Annotated in this window: 18 protein-coding genes and 1 pseudogene; 15 read left to right on the forward strand and 4 right to left on the reverse strand. The window is 66.0% G+C overall.

Annotation, left to right across the window (positions count from 1 at the left end; translation table 11 throughout):
* The first annotated feature begins 39 nt into the window (after window positions 1–39).
* The 5 genes from ACCQ07_RS01090 to ACCQ07_RS01110 all read left to right on the forward strand — a co-directional run bounded on the left by ACCQ07_RS01090 (window position 40) and on the right by ACCQ07_RS01110 (window position 5,798).
* Complete coding sequence (locus tag ACCQ07_RS01090) at window positions 40–1,482, forward strand: sensor histidine kinase (protein ID WP_136733403.1); 1,443 nt, start codon at window positions 40–42, stop codon at window positions 1,480–1,482.
* Complete coding sequence (locus ACCQ07_RS01095) at window positions 1,467–2,813, forward strand: sigma-54-dependent transcriptional regulator (protein ID WP_136733402.1); 1,347 nt, start codon at window positions 1,467–1,469, stop codon at window positions 2,811–2,813. The genes ACCQ07_RS01090 and ACCQ07_RS01095 overlap by 16 nt, the downstream gene beginning before the upstream one ends.
* A 190-nt stretch (window positions 2,814–3,003) precedes the next feature.
* On the forward strand, window positions 3,004–3,756 hold the full coding sequence (locus tag ACCQ07_RS01100) for a hypothetical protein (RefSeq protein ID WP_014089009.1): 753 nt from the start codon (window positions 3,004–3,006) through the stop codon (window positions 3,754–3,756).
* A 102-nt stretch (window positions 3,757–3,858) separates the two neighbouring features.
* Window positions 3,859–4,476, forward strand: coding sequence for a hypothetical protein (locus tag ACCQ07_RS01105; RefSeq protein ID WP_003488352.1), 618 nt, complete (start codon window positions 3,859–3,861; stop codon window positions 4,474–4,476).
* Window positions 4,477–4,568: 92 nt separating this feature from the next.
* A complete protein-coding gene (locus ACCQ07_RS01110) occupies window positions 4,569–5,798 on the forward strand; it encodes an MFS transporter (RefSeq protein WP_008572189.1) in 1,230 nt (409 codons plus the stop codon).
* Between the two features lie 350 nt (window positions 5,799–6,148).
* Here ACCQ07_RS01110 and ACCQ07_RS01115 read toward each other — a convergent pair whose 3' ends face one another.
* Complete coding sequence (locus ACCQ07_RS01115; protein ID WP_008572190.1) at window positions 6,149–6,625, reverse strand: tRNA (cytidine(34)-2'-O)-methyltransferase; 477 nt, start codon at window positions 6,623–6,625, stop codon at window positions 6,149–6,151.
* Between the two features lie 26 nt (window positions 6,626–6,651).
* Window positions 6,652–7,113, reverse strand: coding sequence for an XAC0231 family protein (locus tag ACCQ07_RS01120; protein ID WP_029818268.1), 462 nt, complete (start codon window positions 7,111–7,113; stop codon window positions 6,652–6,654).
* 386 nt (window positions 7,114–7,499) lie between these two features.
* Here ACCQ07_RS01120 and ACCQ07_RS01125 point away from each other — a divergent pair, with 386 nt between their 5' ends.
* The 4 genes from ACCQ07_RS01125 (at window position 7,500) to ACCQ07_RS01140 (ending at window position 11,212) form a co-directional block, all read left to right on the forward strand.
* Window positions 7,500–7,820: a DUF4156 domain-containing protein gene (locus ACCQ07_RS01125; RefSeq protein ID WP_008572192.1), complete on the forward strand. Its 321-nt coding sequence runs from the start codon at window positions 7,500–7,502 to the stop codon at window positions 7,818–7,820.
* Window positions 7,821–7,921: 101 nt separating this feature from the next.
* A complete protein-coding gene (locus ACCQ07_RS01130; protein WP_008572193.1) occupies window positions 7,922–8,938 on the forward strand; it encodes a 3-oxoacyl-ACP synthase III in 1,017 nt (338 codons plus the stop codon).
* Window positions 8,939–9,021: 83 nt separating this feature from the next.
* The gene (fic, locus tag ACCQ07_RS01135) at window positions 9,022–10,161 is read left to right on the forward strand and encodes a protein adenylyltransferase Fic (protein ID WP_338339401.1); all 1,140 of its coding nucleotides are present in this window, start codon (window positions 9,022–9,024) and stop codon (window positions 10,159–10,161) included.
* A 148-nt stretch (window positions 10,162–10,309) separates the two neighbouring features.
* Window positions 10,310–11,212, forward strand: coding sequence for an alpha/beta fold hydrolase (locus ACCQ07_RS01140; RefSeq protein WP_014089013.1), 903 nt, complete (start codon window positions 10,310–10,312; stop codon window positions 11,210–11,212).
* A 155-nt stretch (window positions 11,213–11,367) separates the two neighbouring features.
* Here the strand turns inward: ACCQ07_RS01140 and ACCQ07_RS01145 are convergent, their stop codons facing one another.
* On the reverse strand, window positions 11,368–11,751 hold the full coding sequence (locus tag ACCQ07_RS01145; RefSeq protein WP_014089014.1) for a YkgJ family cysteine cluster protein: 384 nt from the start codon (window positions 11,749–11,751) through the stop codon (window positions 11,368–11,370).
* A gap of 320 nt (window positions 11,752–12,071) precedes the next feature.
* Between ACCQ07_RS01145 and oleC the strand changes: the two genes are divergently transcribed.
* The 3 genes from oleC to ACCQ07_RS01160 all read left to right on the forward strand — a co-directional run bounded on the left by oleC (window position 12,072) and on the right by ACCQ07_RS01160 (window position 15,202).
* Window positions 12,072–13,733 carry an olefin beta-lactone synthetase gene (gene oleC, locus ACCQ07_RS01150; protein WP_218556174.1) on the forward strand — a complete coding sequence of 554 codons (1,662 nt, stop codon included), beginning with the start codon at window positions 12,072–12,074 and terminating at the stop codon, window positions 13,731–13,733.
* Between the two features lie 235 nt (window positions 13,734–13,968).
* Window positions 13,969–14,979, forward strand: a complete 1,011-nt coding sequence (gene oleD / locus ACCQ07_RS01155) for a 2-alkyl-3-oxoalkanoate reductase (protein ID WP_008572201.1) — start codon at window positions 13,969–13,971, stop codon at window positions 14,977–14,979.
* A gap of 64 nt (window positions 14,980–15,043) precedes the next feature.
* Window positions 15,044–15,202, forward strand: a complete 159-nt coding sequence (locus ACCQ07_RS01160; protein WP_003468167.1) for a DUF1328 domain-containing protein — start codon at window positions 15,044–15,046, stop codon at window positions 15,200–15,202.
* Window positions 15,203–15,390: 188 nt separating this feature from the next.
* On the opposite strand, the pseudogene ACCQ07_RS01165 reads toward ACCQ07_RS01160, so the two are convergent.
* Window positions 15,391–15,750: pseudogene (locus tag ACCQ07_RS01165) on the reverse strand (D-alanine--D-alanine ligase A); the annotation flags it as partial.
* A 128-nt stretch (window positions 15,751–15,878) separates the two neighbouring features.
* Here ACCQ07_RS01165 and ACCQ07_RS01170 point away from each other — a divergent pair.
* Genes ACCQ07_RS01170 through ACCQ07_RS01180 form a run of 3 tightly spaced genes read left to right on the forward strand, consistent with a single transcriptional unit; the run spans window position 15,879 to window position 18,706 of the window.
* Complete coding sequence (locus ACCQ07_RS01170; protein ID WP_014089017.1) at window positions 15,879–16,523, forward strand: ubiquinone biosynthesis accessory factor UbiJ; 645 nt, start codon at window positions 15,879–15,881, stop codon at window positions 16,521–16,523.
* Window positions 16,520–18,193, forward strand: a complete 1,674-nt coding sequence (gene ubiB / locus ACCQ07_RS01175) for a ubiquinone biosynthesis regulatory protein kinase UbiB (RefSeq protein ID WP_008572222.1) — start codon at window positions 16,520–16,522, stop codon at window positions 18,191–18,193. Before ACCQ07_RS01170 ends, ubiB begins: the two co-directional genes overlap by 4 nt.
* Before the next feature lie 9 nt (window positions 18,194–18,202).
* Complete coding sequence (locus ACCQ07_RS01180; protein WP_218489554.1) at window positions 18,203–18,706, forward strand: cupin domain-containing protein; 504 nt, start codon at window positions 18,203–18,205, stop codon at window positions 18,704–18,706.
* Window positions 18,707–18,794 lie beyond the last annotated feature (88 nt).

The following is an 18,794-nucleotide window of genomic DNA, read 5'->3' on the forward strand; positions in this document are numbered from 1 at the left end:
CTCGCGCACACTGGCTGTCCTCTTCAGGCCGCTTCGTCCATGCCCCGTTCGCTGCTCCGGCAACTGTTGCTGATCTGGATGGTGATCGTGGCCGCCTGTGTGGGCGTGGCCACGATGTTGTACGGCCTGTATCGGCAGACCGAGGGTGTGCGGCTGGAAGAGGCGCGCCAGCAATTGGGCGGGCAATGCGCGCGCATCGTGCAACGCTATGCCGGGGCAAGCGAGGCGGCGCGTCGCGGCGACGATGGCGCAGGCCTGGCAGCGGTGGTGGTGCAGTTGGTGCTGGCCGATGCGCCAGGCGTCGAAGGCGGTGTCTGGGACCTGCACAAGGGCTTTGTTGCCTATGCCTACCCGACCTACGACGGCAGCGATCACAAGACCGATATTCCCGCCGCGGAGTGGGCCAACATCGTCAACACGGCGCAGCAGAGCGTGACGACAAGGCAGGCGGCGCAATACCGTCGCGACGGTCGCCGCGAGGTGCTGCTGATCAGCGCTTGTCCGTTGGCATCCGGCAGCGCGGCATGGACGATGACGCGGGTGCCGGCCAGCAAGGCCGACGCATGGCGGCCATTGGTCGTTGGCATGCTGCTGATCTTCGCGATGGTGGCGATATCGGCCATTGCGCTGGGCGTGCTGGTACGGCGCTGGAGCCAGCGCCTGCAGCGGATCCAGCAGGCGCTGGCCGCCGACACCCAGACGCCGCACATTCCGCCGACCGGTGCGCCGGAACTGGACCGCCTGGGCGCGGCGGTCAACGACTATGCGCAGCGCAACGCGCAGGCGCTGGCGCAGACGCGCCGGCTGGCCGACGAGCTGTCGCGGCACGAACGGCTTGCCGCACTGGGGCGCATGACGGCCACGGTGGCGCATGAGATCCGCAACCCGATCGCCACGATGCGGTTGGCGCTGGAAAACGAGATCGCGCGCCGCGATGCGACGCCGGACGATGCGGCGCATGGCGAGTTGATGCTGGCGCAGATTCGTCGCCTGGATGGCGTGGTCGAGAGTCTGCTCGGCATGGTGCAGCCGATTCGTCTGCAACTGGAGACGGTGGTCGTGCAGGACTGGCTGGCGACGCTGCTGGAACACGGCCCGTTACCGCCGGGCACGCCGCCGCCCCGCCTGCTGCTTCCGGCCGCGCCGTTGCGCTGGACCCTGGATCCGCAGCAACTGGGGCGCGCCGTGCACAACCTGCTGCGCAATGCTGCGCAGCACGCCGATCCAGGCAGCGAGGTCACGCTGCAGGCGGCAGCAGTGGAGGGCATGTTGCAGCTGCAGGTCTGCAACCGTGGCGCGCCGATCGCAGAACCGATCGCTGCGCACCTGTTCGAGCCGTTCGTCAGTGGCCGCGCCGACGGCAATGGCCTGGGGCTGGCGCTGGTGCGCGAGATCGCGCGTGCGCATGGCGGGCACGCGCGCTACGCACATGCCGACGGGCTGACCCATTTCATCCTGGAGTTGCCATGGCGCGCATCCTGATCATCGACGACGACGCGGCGTTTCGCACCACCTTGCAGGCCACCTTGCGCTCGCTCGGGCATACGGTGGTCGCCGCCGGGAACGGGCCGGACGGGCTGGCGCGGCTGAGCGAAGGCGGCATCGACATGGCGTTCGTGGATTTCCGCATGCCGGGCATGGATGGCATCGCGGTGCTGCGTGCGCGCCTGGACGATGCGCAGGCGCGTCAGGTGCCGCTGGTGATGCTGACCGCCCATGTGTCCAGTGGCAACACGATCGAGGCGATGACGCTGGGCGCCTTCGATCATCTGGTCAAGCCGGTCGGCCGTGCCGATATCGTGGAGGTGGTGGAGCGCGCGCTGCTCAGTCGTGCCGATGCGCAGGCTGCAGCGACAGACAGCTCGCCTGCGCCGGTCGAAGATGAGGATGCACTGGTCGGCCACAGCCCGGCGATGCGCACCGTGCACAAGCGCATCGGGCTGGCAGCGGCGTCCGATCTGCCGGTGCTGATCACCGGGGAAACCGGCACCGGCAAGGAATTGGCCGCACGCGCGCTGCATCGCGCCAGCCCGCGCGCCAATGCACCATTTGTCGCAGTCAACTGCGCGGCCATTCCGCTGGACTTGATGGAGAGCGAGCTGTTCGGCCATCGCAAGGGGGCGTTTTCCGGCGCCAGCAGCGACCGACGCGGGCTGATTCGCGAAGCCGATGGCGGCACGTTGTTTCTGGACGAAATCGGCGACATGCCATTGCCGATGCAGGCCAAGCTGCTGCGTTTCCTGCAGGAAGGCGAGGTGACGCCACTGGGTGGCAGCGGCCCGCAGAAGGTGGATGTGCGGGTGCTGGCCGCCACCCATCGCGACCTGGCGGCCTGCGTGGCCGACGGACGCTTTCGGAGCGACCTGCGTTACCGCCTCAATGTGGTGCCGATCGAACTGCCGCCATTGCGCGAGCGTGGCCAGGACATCCTGCTGCTGGCGCAGCACTTCCTGAGCGCCGATGCAGCGCGTGCGCAGAGCCTGTCGCCGGCCGCGCAAGAGCGCCTGCTCGCGCACCGCTGGCCTGGCAACGTGCGCGAATTGCGCAACGTCATGCAGCGCAGCCAGGTCTTGGTGCGTGGCGCCAGCATCGATGCGGCGGATCTGGATGAAGCGCTGGGCGAGGCGGGTGAGTTGCCGCCGCAGGAGCCATCGGTGGTGACCGGGACCCTGCCCGAGGCCGTGGCGCGGCTGGAAACGCAGATGATCCGGTCGGCGCTGGAACACAGCCAGGGCAATCGCGCCGAGGCCGCGCGCCGGCTGGGGATCCATCGGCAGCTGCTCTATCGCAAGCTGGAGGAATACGGCCTGTGACACTTACGCGCACATCGATCGCAGGCTGCGGGACAGGTGTCCCCAAACCAGACAGGGTGGATGAAATGCAGACGTCTCCGTCCGGCTGCAGAGCAAATAAAGCTCTTTCAAAACAATCAGTTATTGGTTGGCACGATTGCTGCTTTGTCTCTGGTACGCGGCCCCTTCCCGCCGCGCAGGAGACATCCCCATGATGCGTCAGACTGTTCTTGCAATTGCCCTGGCCTGCACCATCGGCGCCGCCGCCGCACAGGTGGCCGCCCCGCCGCCGCCGCCGGCGCCCAACGGCCCGATCGGCGGTCCGCCAGCCCCGCCGACCCCGGTCGCCGCCACACCGGTGAGCGTGAGCGGTACCGTCGAGCGCTTCCTGCTCAACCCCAATGGCGAGGTCGACGGACTGTGGCTGCGCGACGGCACCCAGGTCGGGTTTCCACCGCATCTGTCCAGCGAGGTGAAGGCAGCCGTACGGGCCGGCGACAATGTCGTCGTCAAGGGCTTCCGTCTGGGCAATCTGCCGGTGCTGCAGGTCAGTTCGATCCGCTCCGGCCGTAGCGGCCGCGAGGTGGTCGACCGTCCGCCCACCTTCGGCGCCGCCCCGCCGCCGCCGCCGACCCCCGGCCAGCTGACCCCGTTGCAGTCCGATGGCACGATCCAGCGCCTGGTCTATGGGCCTGCCGGCGAGGTCAATGGTGCGCTGGTCAGCGATGGCACGGTGGTGCGGATGCCACCGCATCTGGCGCTGCAGTTTGCCGATCTGCTGCGCGTGGGCGAGCCGCTGAGCGCCAGCGGCTTCGGTGTGGCCACCCCGGACGGCCGTGCGATCGAGGCGACCCAGCTGGGGCGTGATCGCTCCTCGCTGCGTGCGCTGTTCACCGCGCCGCGTCCGGACGGCCCGCTGCCGCCACCGCCGCCGGGCGCGCCGGTTCCGCCGGCCGGCCGTTGAGTCGTACCGCTCCTGTTTTGTTCGTTGGTTTCCTCCGCTGGTCACGCAGCCGCGTGGCCAGCGGCTTGACCGGCAATGCCGGTCCTTTTTCGGAGTAACACCATGCATTGGGTCGACCCTGATTTCCTCCCCGCCACCCGCGGCACCCTGGCGCGTTTCCTGCTCAACCCCAAGGCCGATATCGACGGCCTGCTGCTCACCGATGGCACCGAAGTGCACACCCCGCCGCATCTGTCCGAGGCGCTGCTGAAGGCGCTCAAGCCTGGTAGCGCGCTCACCGTACGTGGCCTCAAGCCGCGCGACGTGGAGATGCTGGTGGCGCTGGCAATCGATCCGGAAGGCGGCAAGCGCATCCTCGATGAAGGCCCGCATGGGCCGCATGCCAAGCCCAAACCCAAACCGCCCGGCAAACCGCCCAAGCCGGAAGTGGCCCAGCACAGCGGCACCATCACCCGGTTGCTGCACGGTCCGCATGGGCAGGTGCATGGCGTGCTGCTGGACGATGCGGTCACGGTGCGGTTTCCGCCGCATGCCGGTGGCGACTTCGCCAAGCAGCTAGTGGTCGGCAAGCCACTGGTGGCCGAAGGCGAGACCAAGGCCACGCCGCACGGTGTGCTGATCCATGCCCATGCCTTGGGTGGCAAGGCGGCGACGCTGAAGCAGATCGAGCATCCACCGCACGGCCCTGCGCATAAACCCAAGCCCAAGCCCAAACACTAGGAGCCTAACATGCGGCCACCGCGCGCCACTGAGATGCCCGCCCCGTGGCCTGCCACGTGCGCCTTCGTGCGCGCTCGCAGCGGAGCGGTGCCATGCCGATGACCAAGGCCAGGCCCCGTGGGACACGCGCGCTGGAAGCACTGCATTTCAGCGTGGCCGATGTGCAGGACGGGCTGGGGCCGTTCCTCAGCGTGTTTTTGCAATCCAAAGGCTGGTCGGTGGCGGCGATCGGCACGGTGATGAGCGTGGGCGGCATTGCCGGCATGCTCGCCACCACACCGGCCGGCGCGCTGGTCGATGCCACCCGGCGCAAACGCGCCGTGGTGGTGGTCGGTTGCCTGGCGATCCTGCTTGCCACCGCCTTGATCTGGCTGCAGCCCACCTCTTCGGGCGTGGTCGCCGCCCAGATCGCCTCGGCGTTGGCAGCGGCCGGCATTGGCCCGGCATTGACGGGCATTACGTTGGGGCTGGTGCACGCGCACGGTTTCGACCATCAGCTGGCGCGCAATCAGGTGGCCAACCATGCGGGCAACGTGCTGGCCGCGGTGCTGGCCGGCTGGTTGGGATGGCGCTATGGCTTCGCCGCCGTGTTCCTGCTGACCGCCTTTTTCGGCGCCCTGGCGCTGGTGGCGGTGCTGGCGATTCCGGCTGCGGCCATCGACCACCGCGCAGCACGCGGTCTGGCAAGCAACAACGGTGGGGATGCGTTGAGCGGTTGGCGTGTGCTGCTGACCTGCCGCCCGCTGGCGCTGCTGGCGGTGACGCTGGGGCTGTTCCATCTGGGCAATGCGGCGATGCTGCCGCTGTACGGCATGGCGATCGTGGCGGCGCACGCCGGCGACCCGAGTGCATTGACGGCCACCACCATCGTGGTGGCACAGGCCACGATGGTGGTGGTCGCGTTGCTGGCGATGCGCTGGATACGCGTGCATGGGCACTGGTGGGTGCTGCTGGTGGCGTTCATGGCCCTGCCGTTGCGCGCCTTGGTGGCGGCATCGGTGATTCACGGCTGGGGCGTGTTTCCGGTGCAGATCCTCGATGGGCTCGGCGCCGGCTTGCAAAGCGTGGTGGTGCCGGCACTGGTCGCGCGGTTGTTGCAAGGCACCGGGCGCGTGAATGTCGGCCAGGGCGCGGTGATGACCGTGCAGGGCGTCGGTGCGGCACTGAGTCCGGCGTTTGGTGGCTGGTTGGCGCATGCCTTCGGCTACCGCATCGCGTTTCTGACCTTGGGTGCGATCGCGCTGCTGGCAGTGGCGTTATGGGCCGGCTGTCGCGGCATGTTGCAGGCAGCGGCTTCCATGCAGGCCGAGACAGTGCTGTGACCGGTGCGCAGGGCGCGCGCAAGCGGAGCGACCGATCGCTGTCCGTCGCGACTTGCGCGCTATCGATCGCACTGCGTTGGTAGGGACGAGCAAGTGCGCTCTGACCAGGGGCGTGTCCTGTCGGCCGGCAGGCCTGGCAGTCGCGCAGATGACGCGGCGCACATCATCGCCTCGTTGGTCCGGATCGATGCAGTGTCTGTCGCTGTCCAACGATAGCTACCACCACAGATGCCGCGTCCTGGTGAGAGATCAGGTGCGGTAGCCACCATCTCATCGCGCGTCCGTCGATGCGGTCTTGCCAGCAGGCACGCAGGCGCATGCCGTTGCGTACAGTCCCGGCTATCGCCTGGTTACTGGCCGCCAGCGAAATTCCATTGCCGCCAGGCTTCGAACACCATCACCGCAACGGTGTTGGACAGATTGAGGCTGCGGTTGTCCGGGCGCATCGGCAAACGGAGCCGGTGCTGCGGCGGAATTGACTCCAGCACCTCGGCCGGCAGGCCGCGGGTTTCCGGACCAAATAAAAACGCATCGCCATCGGCGAACTGCGGTGTGTCGTAGCGCACCGTACTGCGGGTGCTCAGCGCGAAGACGCGCTTGGGCGCGATCGCGGCCAGGGCGCTGGGCAGGTCGGTGTGCACCTGCAACGGCGCGTATTCGTGGTAGTCCAGGCCGGCGCGCTTGAGCTGCTTGTCGCTGAGGTCGAAGCCGAGCGGCTCGATCAGGTGCAGGCGCGCGCCGGTATTGGCGCACAAGCGAATCACATTGCCCGTATTGGGCGGAATTTCAGGCTGAAACAGGATGACGTCGAGGACAGGTGCTGGCATGCGCGCAAGTGTAGCTGCGCGCGTGCTTAAAGGCTGATGGCGGCGTTGACCAGCGCTTCCAGTTCGGCCGGCGAGGGCTGCAGCTGCGGCGTCGGCAGGTTCACGATGACCTGGCCCATCAGTGCACCGATGGCGCCAGCTGCCTGGCTGGAGGCGCTCTGCGCGCTGGAGGCGGCGCTGCGCACCACCAGGTCGGCACGCTGTTCAGCCGAAGGGTGCACCTGCACCGCCGCCAAGGTGACGATGCGCGGGCCGGCCTGTTCGGCGGCCAGTGCGGCCACTTGCTCGGCCGAGGGACGCACTTGCACGGCGGTCAGGGTGCGAATGGCGCTGTTGCGCTCCAGTGTCTGCTGGGCGATCTGGTCGGCGGCCGGGCGAACCTGGACGGTGTCCAGGGTGGTCAGGCTCGCGGCCTGGGCAAACCCGGCCAGGGTGGCGCCAGCGAACAGGGCGGTGGAGAGGGCGATGCGCAGGGTCTGGGTCTTCATGGCGAGGTCTCTTGGTGTTGTTAATCAGTGGTGTGGTAGTAAGGTAGTACACCGTTTGGGTGCGCACAAGAACTTTCGCGTGGCTTTTTATTTTGTTCAGCGAAAAGTCAGTTTCAGCGGCTGTCGGCGGTTGCGAGATACAGGGGAGCAAACGGTGTGCCAACAAAAGGCCATTGTTTTTAAAGGGATTTCAGCCGCATAAGAGTGTCCGCGTCCGGACACCCGGACGCGCTGCAGGACGGCGGACACCGCGGCTAAACGGGTATGCACGCTCAAGGCAAGGCGGTTCGGTGCGCTGAATGGGTGGATGGCGGGTGCCACCGCGCGCCGGATCGCCAGCAGGCAACTGCGGCACAATCCGGCTTTCCCCACAGGTGTGATGACTTATGCGCGTGCTGATGCTGTCTGTTCTGGTTGCCACCACCACTGCGGCGTGCACCTGGGTGCCGATCGAACAAAGCGGCAAAAGTGTGCGGGTGCTGCCCGCAGGCCCTGTGCCAGCGGGGTGTCAGCAGCAGGGCGAAGTGGTGGTGACGGTCAAGAGCAAGGTCGGCTTCTATAACCGCAACCCGCTGCGCGTGCAGGAAGAACTGGAAACGCTGGCGCGCAACGAGGCCCCCGGCGCCAACGCCAATGCGGTGCAGGCGCAAGGCCAGCCGGCCGACGGCAGCCAGCGTTTCAACGCCTTCCGCTGCCCCCCGCGCTGAACCGTTGGGCTGGGGCGCAGGCGATTCAATTGTAAAGATGCGGTAAAACCAGCCAGCGGCTAGACTAGCGCCCCCTCGCCTGACGCCATGGCGCTACTTCGATGCTCTTCCAGAATGTCTCCATCGCGGGACTGGCGCATGTTGATGCGCCGCACACGCTGACTTCCAAGGAAATCAACGAACGCCTGCAACCGACCTACGACCGCCTCGGAATCAAGACCGACGTGTTGGGCGACGTTGCCGGTATCCATGCACGGCGCTTGTGGGACCAGGATGTCCAGGCATCGGACGCCGCCACCCAGGCCGCGCGCAAGGCGCTGATCGATGCCGGTATCGGCATCGAGAAGATCGGCCTGCTGGTCAATACCTCGGTGAGCCGCGATTACCTGGAGCCGTCCACGGCGTCCATCGTGTCCGGCAACCTGGGCGTGGGCGACCACTGCGTCACCTTCGACGTGGCCAACGCCTGCCTGGCCTTCATCAATGGCATGGACATCGCCGCACGCATGCTCGAGCGCGGCGAGATCGACTACGCGTTGGTGGTGGATGGCGAGACTGCCAACCTGGTGTACGAAAAGACCCTTGAGCGCATGACCTCGCCGGATGTCACCGAGGAGGAGTTCCGCAATGAACTTGCCGCGCTGACCCTGGGCTGCGGTGCAGCAGCCATGGTGATGGCGCGCACCGAGCTGGTGCCCGACGCGCCGCGCTACAAAGGCGGCGTGACCCGTTCGGCCACCGAGTGGAACAAGCTGTGCCGGGGCAACCTGGACCGCATGGTCACCGACACCCGCTTGTTGCTGATCGAAGGGATCAAGCTGGCCCAGAAGACCTTCATGGCCGCCAGGCAGGTGCTGGGCTGGGCGGTGGAGGAGCTGGACCAGTTCGTCATCCACCAGGTCAGCCGCCCGCACACCGCCGCCTTCGTGAAGTCGTTCGGCATCGACCCGGCCAAGGTCATGACCATCTTCGGCGAGCACGGCAACATCGGCCCGGCCTCGGTGCCGATCGTGCTGAGCAAGCTCAAGGAGCTGGGCCGCCTGAAGAAGGGCGACCGCATCGCGCTGCTGGGCATTGGCTCGGGCTTGAATTGCTCGATGGCCGAAGTGGTTTGGTGATGCACGGAAAGACGCGTTAAAAAAAATGGATTTTTAGAACGCGTTCTTGCATCATGTTCGTTCTCGCAACATGAGCAGGTGCCATGGATGAGCCACCCGCTTTCGACCCGGGTCAACCCCACAATGCTCTCCCGCCGCTACCGCCGGCGGGAGATATAGAAACCCGCAGCCTGCTCAAGGCTTGCATCGTCGCACGCACCGCCCTGGCCGAACTGAAACAGGCCACCGCGTTGTTACCCAACCCGGCCGTGTTGATCAATACGATTCCGGTCCTGGAAGCGCAGGCCAGCTCGGAGATCGAAAACATCGTCACGACCACTGACGATTTATTTCGCTACGCAGACGACCAAGAGCGCGCCCAAAACCCCGCGACCAAAGAAGCCCTGCGTTACCGCAGTGCGCTGTACGAAGGCTTTCAATCGCTCAGACAGCGGCCGCTGTGTACCGAAACCGCAATTGTCGTGTGCAGTCGTATCAAAGCGGTGCAGATGCAGATTCGTCGCGTGCCTGGTACTGCGCTGGCTAACGATCAGATCCAGCAGATCATTTATACCCCGCCAGTGGGTGAAACGCTGCTACGCGACAAACTCGCGAACTGGGAGCGCTTCATCCACGAGCACACCGATGTCGATCCATTGATCCGGATGGCGGTTGCGCATTATCAATTCGAAGCGATCCACCCATTTACCGATGGTAACGGTCGCACAGGGCGGGTGTTGCATCTGCTGATGCTGATCGAACAAGGATTACTCGATGTGCCGGTGCTGTATCTGTCGCGCTACATCATTCAACATCGCAGCGACTACTACCGCTTGCTGCTGGACGTGACGCGGCATGGACACTGGGCCGAGTGGATTCATTACATGCTCGCTGCCGTCGCTGAGACTGCTGCATGGACAACAGCCAAAATCCAGGCGATTCGCGGCTTGGAGGCACAGGCGCAAGATCACGTCCGCAGCCTCGCACCGAAGGCCTACAGCCGCGAGCTTGTCGATGTGATCTTCAACCAGCCGTATTGCCGCATCCAAAATGTTGTAGAGGTGCTGGGCGTGACCAGGCAAACCGCTGCACGTCACCTCAAGGAACTGGTAGATATCGGTGTCTTGAAAGAGCAGCGTTTAGGCAAAGAAAAACTGTTCCTACATCCGGCATTTCTACAGCTGCTGTCCAGCGACGAGCATCAACTGCCGCCGTATCGGGGGCATGCGAGGCAAGCCGAGTGACGCTTGGGATCTATTCGAATCTCCGCTACGGGCGGCGTGCCTTGGCCCGGACGCATCGTGACAATCAACGTAATCTGCACTTGTGTGCGGTACAGGGCAGCACCTGCACCGCGCGAAATTACTCGAACTGAATCGGACGCGTTTTTGCATGAATTACCCCGGCTACCCCTTTACCCCCAAGCGCCTTGAAGTGCGCCCCGGCGTTGCGATGTCGTATCTGGACGAAGGCCCGCGCGATGGCGAGGTGGTTGTCATGCTGCACGGCAATCCGTCGTGGAGTTATTTGTGGCGGCATCTGGTGAGCGGCCTGTCCGATCGCTACCGCTGCATCGTGCCCGATCACATCGGCATGGGGCTGTCCGACAAGCCGGACGATGCGCCCGACGCGCAGCCGCGTTATGACTACACGCTGCAATCGCGCGTGGACGATCTGGATACGTTGTTGCGGCATCTGGGCATCACCGGGCCGGTGACGCTTGCGGTACACGATTGGGGCGGCATGATCGGGTTCGGCTGGGCGTTGTCGCATCACGCCCAGGTCAAGCGGCTGGTCATCACCAACACCGCAGCGTTCCCGCTGCCGGCGGAAAAGCCGATGCCGTGGCAGATTGCGATGGGCCGGCACTGGCGGCTGGGCGAGTGGTTCATCCGCACGTTCAATGCGTTCTCGTCCGGCGCTTCATGGTTGGGCGTGTCGCGGCCGATGCCGTCGGATGTACGCCGTGCGTATGTGGCGCCGTACAACAACTGGCGCAATCGCATCTCCACCATCCGCTTCATGCAGGATATTCCGCTGTCGCCGGCCGACAAGGGGTGGTCGCTGCTGGAGCGCTCGGCGCAGGCGCTGCCTGCGTTCGCCGATCGCCCGGTCTTCATTGCCTGGGGCCTGCGCGACATTTGCTTCGACAAGCACTTCCTGGCCGGCTTTCGCAAGGCACTGCCGCAGGCCGAAGTGACAGCATTCGACGATGCCAATCACTATGTGCTGGAAGACAAGCATGAGGTGTTGGTGCCGGCGATTCGCGCGTTTCTGGAGCGCAATCCGCTCTAGTGCACTGCGCCGGCAGCAGCGTGCGGCCACGCGTCAGCTCACTGCACGCAATGACTGGAATGACTGCATCCAAATCCGATGCAGCGCATCGGTCATCCCGGCCAGATGCCTGCCGACGCGGTTGCGAGCACGACACAAGGTGCTGCGCTACAGCGTTACACCGGCGGCAGCGGGTTGCGTTGTGCGTCGTCCACGCCAACCCAATCGGCATCGGTCAGTGCGTGCAGGCCGTGCGCCAAACGCGCTTTATCGCATTGCGCACTGCGCTGCCCGAATTCCAGCGAGGCCGGCACGGCCGCGCAGGACGAGGGGCGGCGGTCGTGGATGCTGCAGCGGCTGTAGCGCCCGATGTCCGCGTCCAGCGCGATGCAGCGCGGCTGCGACTGCGAGGTGCCGCGCATCACCCGCTCATGCGTGCGTAGGGCGTCGGTCAGCTCGATCGGCACCCTGCCGCCCAATGCAGGATCGGCTTCGCTCCAATGGAAACTGACGCGGAAATAGGCGCAGCAGGCGCCGCAGGTAAGGCAGGGGTGTGCCATGGAATGCCGGGCCTGGCGCGGCGAAATCGCGTGGGAAGCGCGGCATTTTGACCGAACCGCGCCGCGATACAAGTAGCGTGCCGCGGTGACCGGTTAGCGATTCAGATGCGCGCCGCCATGCCTGGGTGGGCGGCGCTCCACGCGTGCCGCGCACCCAGGCATGCGCTGCGAACGCGTTGCGGCGATTGGGTCGGGTACTGCCGCGCATCGATGCGTCATGGCGTCAGGTGATGATGAGCCGCGCTTGCGCCCGCGCCGCGCGTCGCCTTCAGGCAGCCTGCAGCGGCCGGCGTCATTGGCGCATGGGTGATAATGCGCAGATGACGACCCTCTGCAATATCGCGGCCACCCTTCCGCAACTGGCGCGCGAGCGCCCCGACCAGATCGCCATCCGTTGCCCGGGCGCTCGCGGCGCCAACGGGTTTGCCGCCTACGATCTGACCTTGAGCTATGCCGAGCTGGATGCGCGCAGCGATGCGATCGCCGCCGGGCTGGCACGCCACGGCATCGGGCGCGGCGCGCGTGCGGTGGTGATGGTGCGGCCGTCGCCGGAATTCTTCCTGCTGATGTTCGCCTTGTTCAAGGCTGGCGCGGTGCCGGTGCTGGTGGACCCCGGCATCGACAAGCGTGCGCTCAATCAGTGCCTGGACGAAGCGCAGCCGCAGGCATTTATCGGCATTCCGCTGGCACAGCTGGCGCGCCGTTTGCTGCGCTGGGCGCGCTCGGCAAAGCAGATCGTTACCGTCGGCGGACGTTACGGCTGGGGGGGAGTCACGCTGGCGCGGGTGGAGCGCGATGGTGCCGGCGCAGGCAGCCAACTGGCCGACACCGCGCCCGACGATGTGGCGGCGATCCTGTTTACCAGTGGCTCCACCGGTGTGCCCAAGGGGGTGGTGTATCGCCACCGGCATTTCGTCGGCCAGATCGAATTGCTGCGCAATGCGTTCAACATGCAGCCCGGCGGGGTGGATCTGCCGACGTTTCCGCCATTTGCCTTGTTCGACCCGGCGTTGGGGCTGACCTCGGTGATTCCGGACATGGACCCGACGCGCCCCGGCAGTGCCGACCCGCGCAAGTTGCATGATGCGATCGCGCGCTTCGGTATCACCCAGTTGTTCGGTTCGCCGGCCCTGATGCGCGTGCTGGCCGACTATGGGCAGCCGCTTCCTAACGTGCGCCTGGCCACGTCGGCCGGTGCGCCGGTGCCGCCGGATGTGGTGGCGAAGATCCGCGCGCTGCTGCCGGCCGATGCACAGTTCTGGACGCCGTACGGCGCCACCGAATGCTTGCCGGTGGCCGCGATCGAAGGGCGCACCCTGGATGCCACGCGCGCCGCCACCGAGGCTGGTGCCGGCACCTGTGTGGGCCAGGTGGTCGCGCCCAATGAGGTGCGCATTATTGCGATTGACGATGCGGCCATTGCCGATTGGAGTGGCGTGCGCGTGCTGGCGACCGGTGAGGTCGGCGAGATCACCGTTGCCGGCCCCACCGCCACCGACACCTATTTCAACCGCGATGCGGCCACGCGCATCGCCAAGATCCACGAACGCCGCAGCGATGGCAGCGAGCGCGTCGTGCACCGCATGGGCGATGTCGGATATTTCGACGCCGAAGGACGCTTGTGGTTCTGTGGGCGCAAGACCCAGCGCGTGGAAACCGCCAGCGGCCCGCTGTACACCGAACAGGTGGAGCCGGTGTTCAACGTGCATCCGCAGGTGCGGCGCACCGCGCTGGTGGGCGTGGGTGCGCCCGGACAGCAGCAACCGGTGCTGTGCGTGGAGTTGCAGCCGGGGGTGTCTGCTCCTACGTTCGCACAGGTGGAAAGCGACCTGCGCGCGCTGGGCGCTGCCCACCCGCACACCGCAGGTATCGCGCGTTTCCTGCGCCACTCCGGTTTTCCGGTCGACATCCGCCACAACGCCAAGATCGGCCGCGAAACGCTGGCGGTGTGGGCAGCGCAGCAGTTGCACAAGAACGGATGACAACAGGCAGCGCCTAGTAGTCAGGCGGGTATGGATGGCGCACTTGGAAATTGCAGCGCGCAAGTGGTCGATTCCGATCACCGCACCCACCCACCCGCCCGCCAGGGATTAGGCGCAGTGTCTGTTGATCGCTGCGGCCCTCGACGGCAGCCTGCACGGCCGCGCGTCGACGCAAGATCGCCAAGTCGGGTGTGGCCGGCTATGGTGTCGTCCCTCAGAGGCGAGGTGTTGTGCGATGAAGGTATTGGTGACCGGTGGTGGCGGCTTTCTTGGCCAGGCGTTGTGCCGCGGCCTGCGCGCGCGTGGGCACGAGGTGGTGAGCTTCCAGCGCGGCGATTACCCGGTGCTGCAACGCCTGGGCGTGGGCCAGATCCGCGGCGACCTGGCCGACCCGCAGGCGGTGCGGCATGCCTTCGCCGGTATCGATGCGGTGTTCCACAATGCCGCCAAGGCCGGCGCATGGGGCAGTTACGACAGCTATCACCAGGCCAATGTGGTGGGCACGCAGAACGTGATCGAGGCCTGTCGCGCCAACGGCGTGCCGCGGTTGATCTATACCTCCACGCCCAGCGTCACCCATCGCGCCACCAATCCGGTGGAAGGACTCGGTGCCGATGAAGTGCCGTATGGCGAGAATCTGCGCGCCGCCTACGCGGCGACCAAGGCCATTGCCGAGCGTGCAGTGCTGGCGGCCAACGATGCCCAGTTGGCGACAGTGGCGCTGCGACCGCGCCTGATCTGGGGGCCGGGCGACAATCACTTGTTGCCGCGCCTGGCCGCGCGTGCGCGTGCCGGGCGGCTGCGCATGGTCGGCGATGGCAGCAATCTGGTCGACAGCACGTACATCGACAACGCCGCGCAGGCGCATTTCGATGCGTTCGAGCACCTTGCCGTGGGCGCTGCCTGCGCAGGCAAGGCGTACTTCATTTCCAATGGCGAACCGCTGCCGATGCGCGAGTTGCTCAATCGTTTGCTGGCTGCGGTGGACGCGCCGGCAGTCACGCGTTCGCTGTCGTTCAACACCGCCTACCGCATCGGCGCCGTGTGCGAAACGCTATGGCCACTGTTGCGTCTGCCAGGCGAGGTGCCGTTGACGCGTTTTCTGGTGGAACAGCTGTGTACGCCGCATTGGTACAGCATGGAGCCGGCACGTCGCGACTTCGGCTATGTACCGCGCATCAGCATCGAAGAAGGCCTGCAACGGCTGCGATCCTCATCTTCCAACGACATCGCCATCACCGGATAAAGACCGGCATATCCACAAGATACGTCTGCGCCGATTCGGCACGACAACTTCTGGATACCTTGCCATGCTGCATTACGCCATCATCTTTTTCGTCATCGCCATCATCGCTGCTGTGCTGGGCTTTAGCGGTATCGCCGGTGCGGCGACCAACATCGCCTGGATCCTGTTCGTGGTGTTCCTGATCCTGGCAGTGATCTCGATGTTCCGTCGCGGCAAGGTATAACGCTTAGCTGCGATACGTCACGGCAGCGGCGCTGCCGGTTGGCGCTCACAGGGCCCGCTTCCGCAAGGACGCGGGCCCTGTGCGTTGTGGCCGGAGATGCGCGCATTTTGAATGTGCGTTGTTGAGTCCAAGCGCGGCGTCGTGGTCGTGGGCGCGCGCTTGTATGCGATGTAACGGCGGCAGCGCCATCAAGGCAGTTGGACCGCACTGCGCAGCAATTGGTCGTCGGCATGCCGTTCTAGTGCAAGCTCGATCAACCGCGTGATCAGGCTGCGATAGTCCAGCCCGCTTGCCTGCCATAATTTCGGATACATGCTGATGCGGGTGAAGCCCGGCAGCGTGTTGACCTCGTTGATCACGATGCGTCCATCGGCGCACAGGAAGACATCCACCCGTGCCAGGTCTGCACAGTCCGGCGCCTGGTAAGCCTGCACCGCGATTTGCTGGATGCGCTGCTGGGTCCGCGCATCGATGTCGGCCGGGATCACGATCTCCGCGCCGTGTTCGCTGATGTATTTGGTCTGGTACGAATAGAACGCGTCGTGCACCTGACCATGCGCCGCGGTGCCCGGCAACCTGCCGTCGCAACGACCGCACGACCGCCGTACCGACAGCCGGCGCACGTGCCACACCGCCGTCGGGCAGCTGCGACATGCAGGGGCGGTAGAATGCGGGCATGCCCGGATCACTCTTCAATTCCCTCAAGCCGCTCGCCGGCCAGGCCCTGCAGGCAGCGCTCAACCGTGCGCTGGCGCTGGACCCGGATACCCGCGACGCCCTGCTGCCGCTGGAAGGCCAGCGCATCGCGCTGACCCTGGAGGCGCCCGCGCTGGCCCTGCAGATCCGCGTGCACGAGCGCCGGTTGCTGGTCGGCCCGGTCGATCAGGCACAGGAACCTGACCTGGCGGTGCGCAGCAGCCTGGCCGGCTTGCTCGGGCAACTGCCGCTGCTGGCCAACGCACGTCGCACCGGCGCGCCGGCCGGTCGGCTCAAGGTTTCCGGCGACGCCGAACTGGCGCGCCAGCTGCAGCAACTGGCCGGCCGCTTCGACCCGGATTGGCAGTTGCCGTTCGTTACGGTGTTCGGCGACATCCTGGGCGTGCAGATCGCCGGCGCGGTGCGCGCAGCGCTGCAGCAGGCACGTCGCAGTGCGGTGAATCTGGCGCAGAGCGCGGCCGAATTCGTCACCGAAGAATCGCGCGATGTGGTGCCACGCGCCGAGCTCGAGGCTTTCCATGACGACGTGGACGAGCTACGCGATGACGTCGAACGGCTGGCCGCGCGCGTGCGCCGCCTGCGTGCGAGCGGAGGCACAGCATGAAGGCGATCCTGCGGGCAAGCCGCATCGGCCGGGTGATCCTGCGCTATCGCCTGGATGCCTTGCTGGAAGGCACCCCGGCCGAGCGCTGGTTGCGTTTGGCCAAGCCCTTCGTGCCGCGTGCCAGCGCCGAAATCGCCGCGCAATCGCGCGGTGCGCGGCTGCGCCTGGCGCTACAGGAACTGGGGCCGATCTTCGTCAAGTTCGGGCAGATTCTGTCCACCCGGCGCGATCTGATTCCGGCCGACGTGGCCGAAGAACTCACCTTGCTGCAGGACCGGGTCAAGCCGTTCGATGGCCAGGCCGCGCGCCTGATCGTCGAAGCCGCACTCGGCCTGCCGGTCAGCGTGGCGTTTGCCAGCTTCGATACCGTGCCGCTGGCCTCGGCGTCGATCGCGCAGGTGCATGCGGCCACGTTGCCGCCCGATGCCAACGGCGTGCGCCGCGAAGTGGTGGTCAAGGTGCTGCGTCCGGACATCGAACGCCAGATCGATGCCGATATCGCGTTGCTGCACTCGCTGGCCACTTTGGTCGAGCGCACCCACCCGCGTGCCGACAAGATCCGTCCGCGTGAAGTGGTGGCCGAGATCGAAGGCACGCTGGCCGCCGAACTGGACCTGCAGCGCGAAGGCGCCAACGCCAGCGTATTGCGCCGGTTCTGGGAAGGCTCGGACGATCTGTACGTGCCGGAAGTGATCTGGTCGCACACCGCCGAGCGCGCGCTCACGCTGGAGCGCGTGTACGGCATTCCATCCGACGACATCGCCAAGCTCGATGCGGCGGGCATCGATCGCAAGGCGCTCGCGGCCAAGGGCGTACGCGTGTTCTACACCCAGGTATTTCGCGACAACTTCTTCCATGCCGATGCGCACGCCGGCAACATCTGGGTCGATTCGGACCCGGAACGCCGGCTCAATCCGCGCTTCATTGCGCTGGATTTCGGCATCATGGGCCAGCTCTCGCAGGAAGATCAGTACTACCTGGCCGAGAACTTCATGGCGATCTTCCACAAGGATTACCGCCGCATGGCCGAGTTGCACGTGGAGGCCGGCTGGATGCCCAGCAACGTGCGCATCGACGAACTGGAAGCGGCCGCGCGCTCGGTATGCGAGCCGTATTTCACCCGGCCGTTGTCGGAGATTTCGCTGGCGCAGGTGCTGATCAAATTGTTCCGCGTGGCGCAGCGCTATGAGTTGACCCTGCAGCCGCAGCTGATCTTGCTGCAAAAAACGCTGCTCAATATCGAAGGCGTGGGCCGGCAGCTGGACCCCAAGCTGGATATCTGGGCGGTGGCGCGACCGGTGCTCGAACGCATCCTGCGCGAGCGTTACAGCCCGCGCCGCGTGCTGCGCGAACTGGGCAAGCGGTTGCCGGAGATCATGACCCATGCGCCGGACATGCCGCGCCTGGTGCACAGCTGGCTGAAGCAGCAGGTGGAAGGCCGCCATCAGATCGACATCCGCTCGCCCGAACTGCTCGCCCTGGACCTGAGCCTGCGCAAGCTGCAGACCCGCGTGGTGACCGCCATCACCGGCAGCGGGTTACTGGTGGTCGCGGCCGTGCTCTATGGACTGCATCCGGATGGTTGGTACCTGGGTACGGTGCCGGTGTGGAGCTGGATCAGCGGCGGCGCCGGTTCAGCCGCGCTGCTGGTCGCCTGGTTGCGGCGATAGGGGACGACGATGCCCGACGCAACCGATACCTTGGACGCAAGCACACCCGTAGCGGCGATTGCTGCGCTGGATGCGCCACCGCGCACGCAAGAATCCAGCTATCCGCCGGTGTTCGCCGCGCAGATGGGCGGCCGCCAGAAGCGTGCACTGGGCGAGGTGTTCGGGCTGCGCAACTTCGGCGTCAACCTGACCACGCTGGCGCCGGGTGCACGTTCGGCGCTGCGGCACGGGCATTCGCAACAGGACGAGTTCGTCTACATCGTCAGCGGCGCGCCCAGCCTGATCACCAACGCCGGCGAGCAGTTGCTGCAGCCGGGCATGTGCGTTGGCTTCCGCGCCGGCGATGGCGATGCGCATTGCCTGATCAATCGCAGCCAGGCGGTGGCGACGTACCTGGAAGTGGGCGACCGCAGTGCCGGCGATTGCGTGACCTATCCGGACGATGACCTGATGCTGGTCCCCGTGGCGGACGGGCAGCGCGCGTACCGGCACAAGGACGGCACGCCCTACTGAGCGCGCCGGTGGTGGTCCATCTGTTGGCGTTGCACGATGGCGCAATACACCGCGATACGCGCATCCGTCTGCTGCCCTGACGCTGGCG

Origin of the sequence: Xanthomonas sp. NCPPB 3583, from assembly GCF_041475715.2 — a bacterium.
Lineage (GTDB): Bacteria > Pseudomonadota > Gammaproteobacteria > Xanthomonadales > Xanthomonadaceae > Xanthomonas > Xanthomonas euvesicatoria.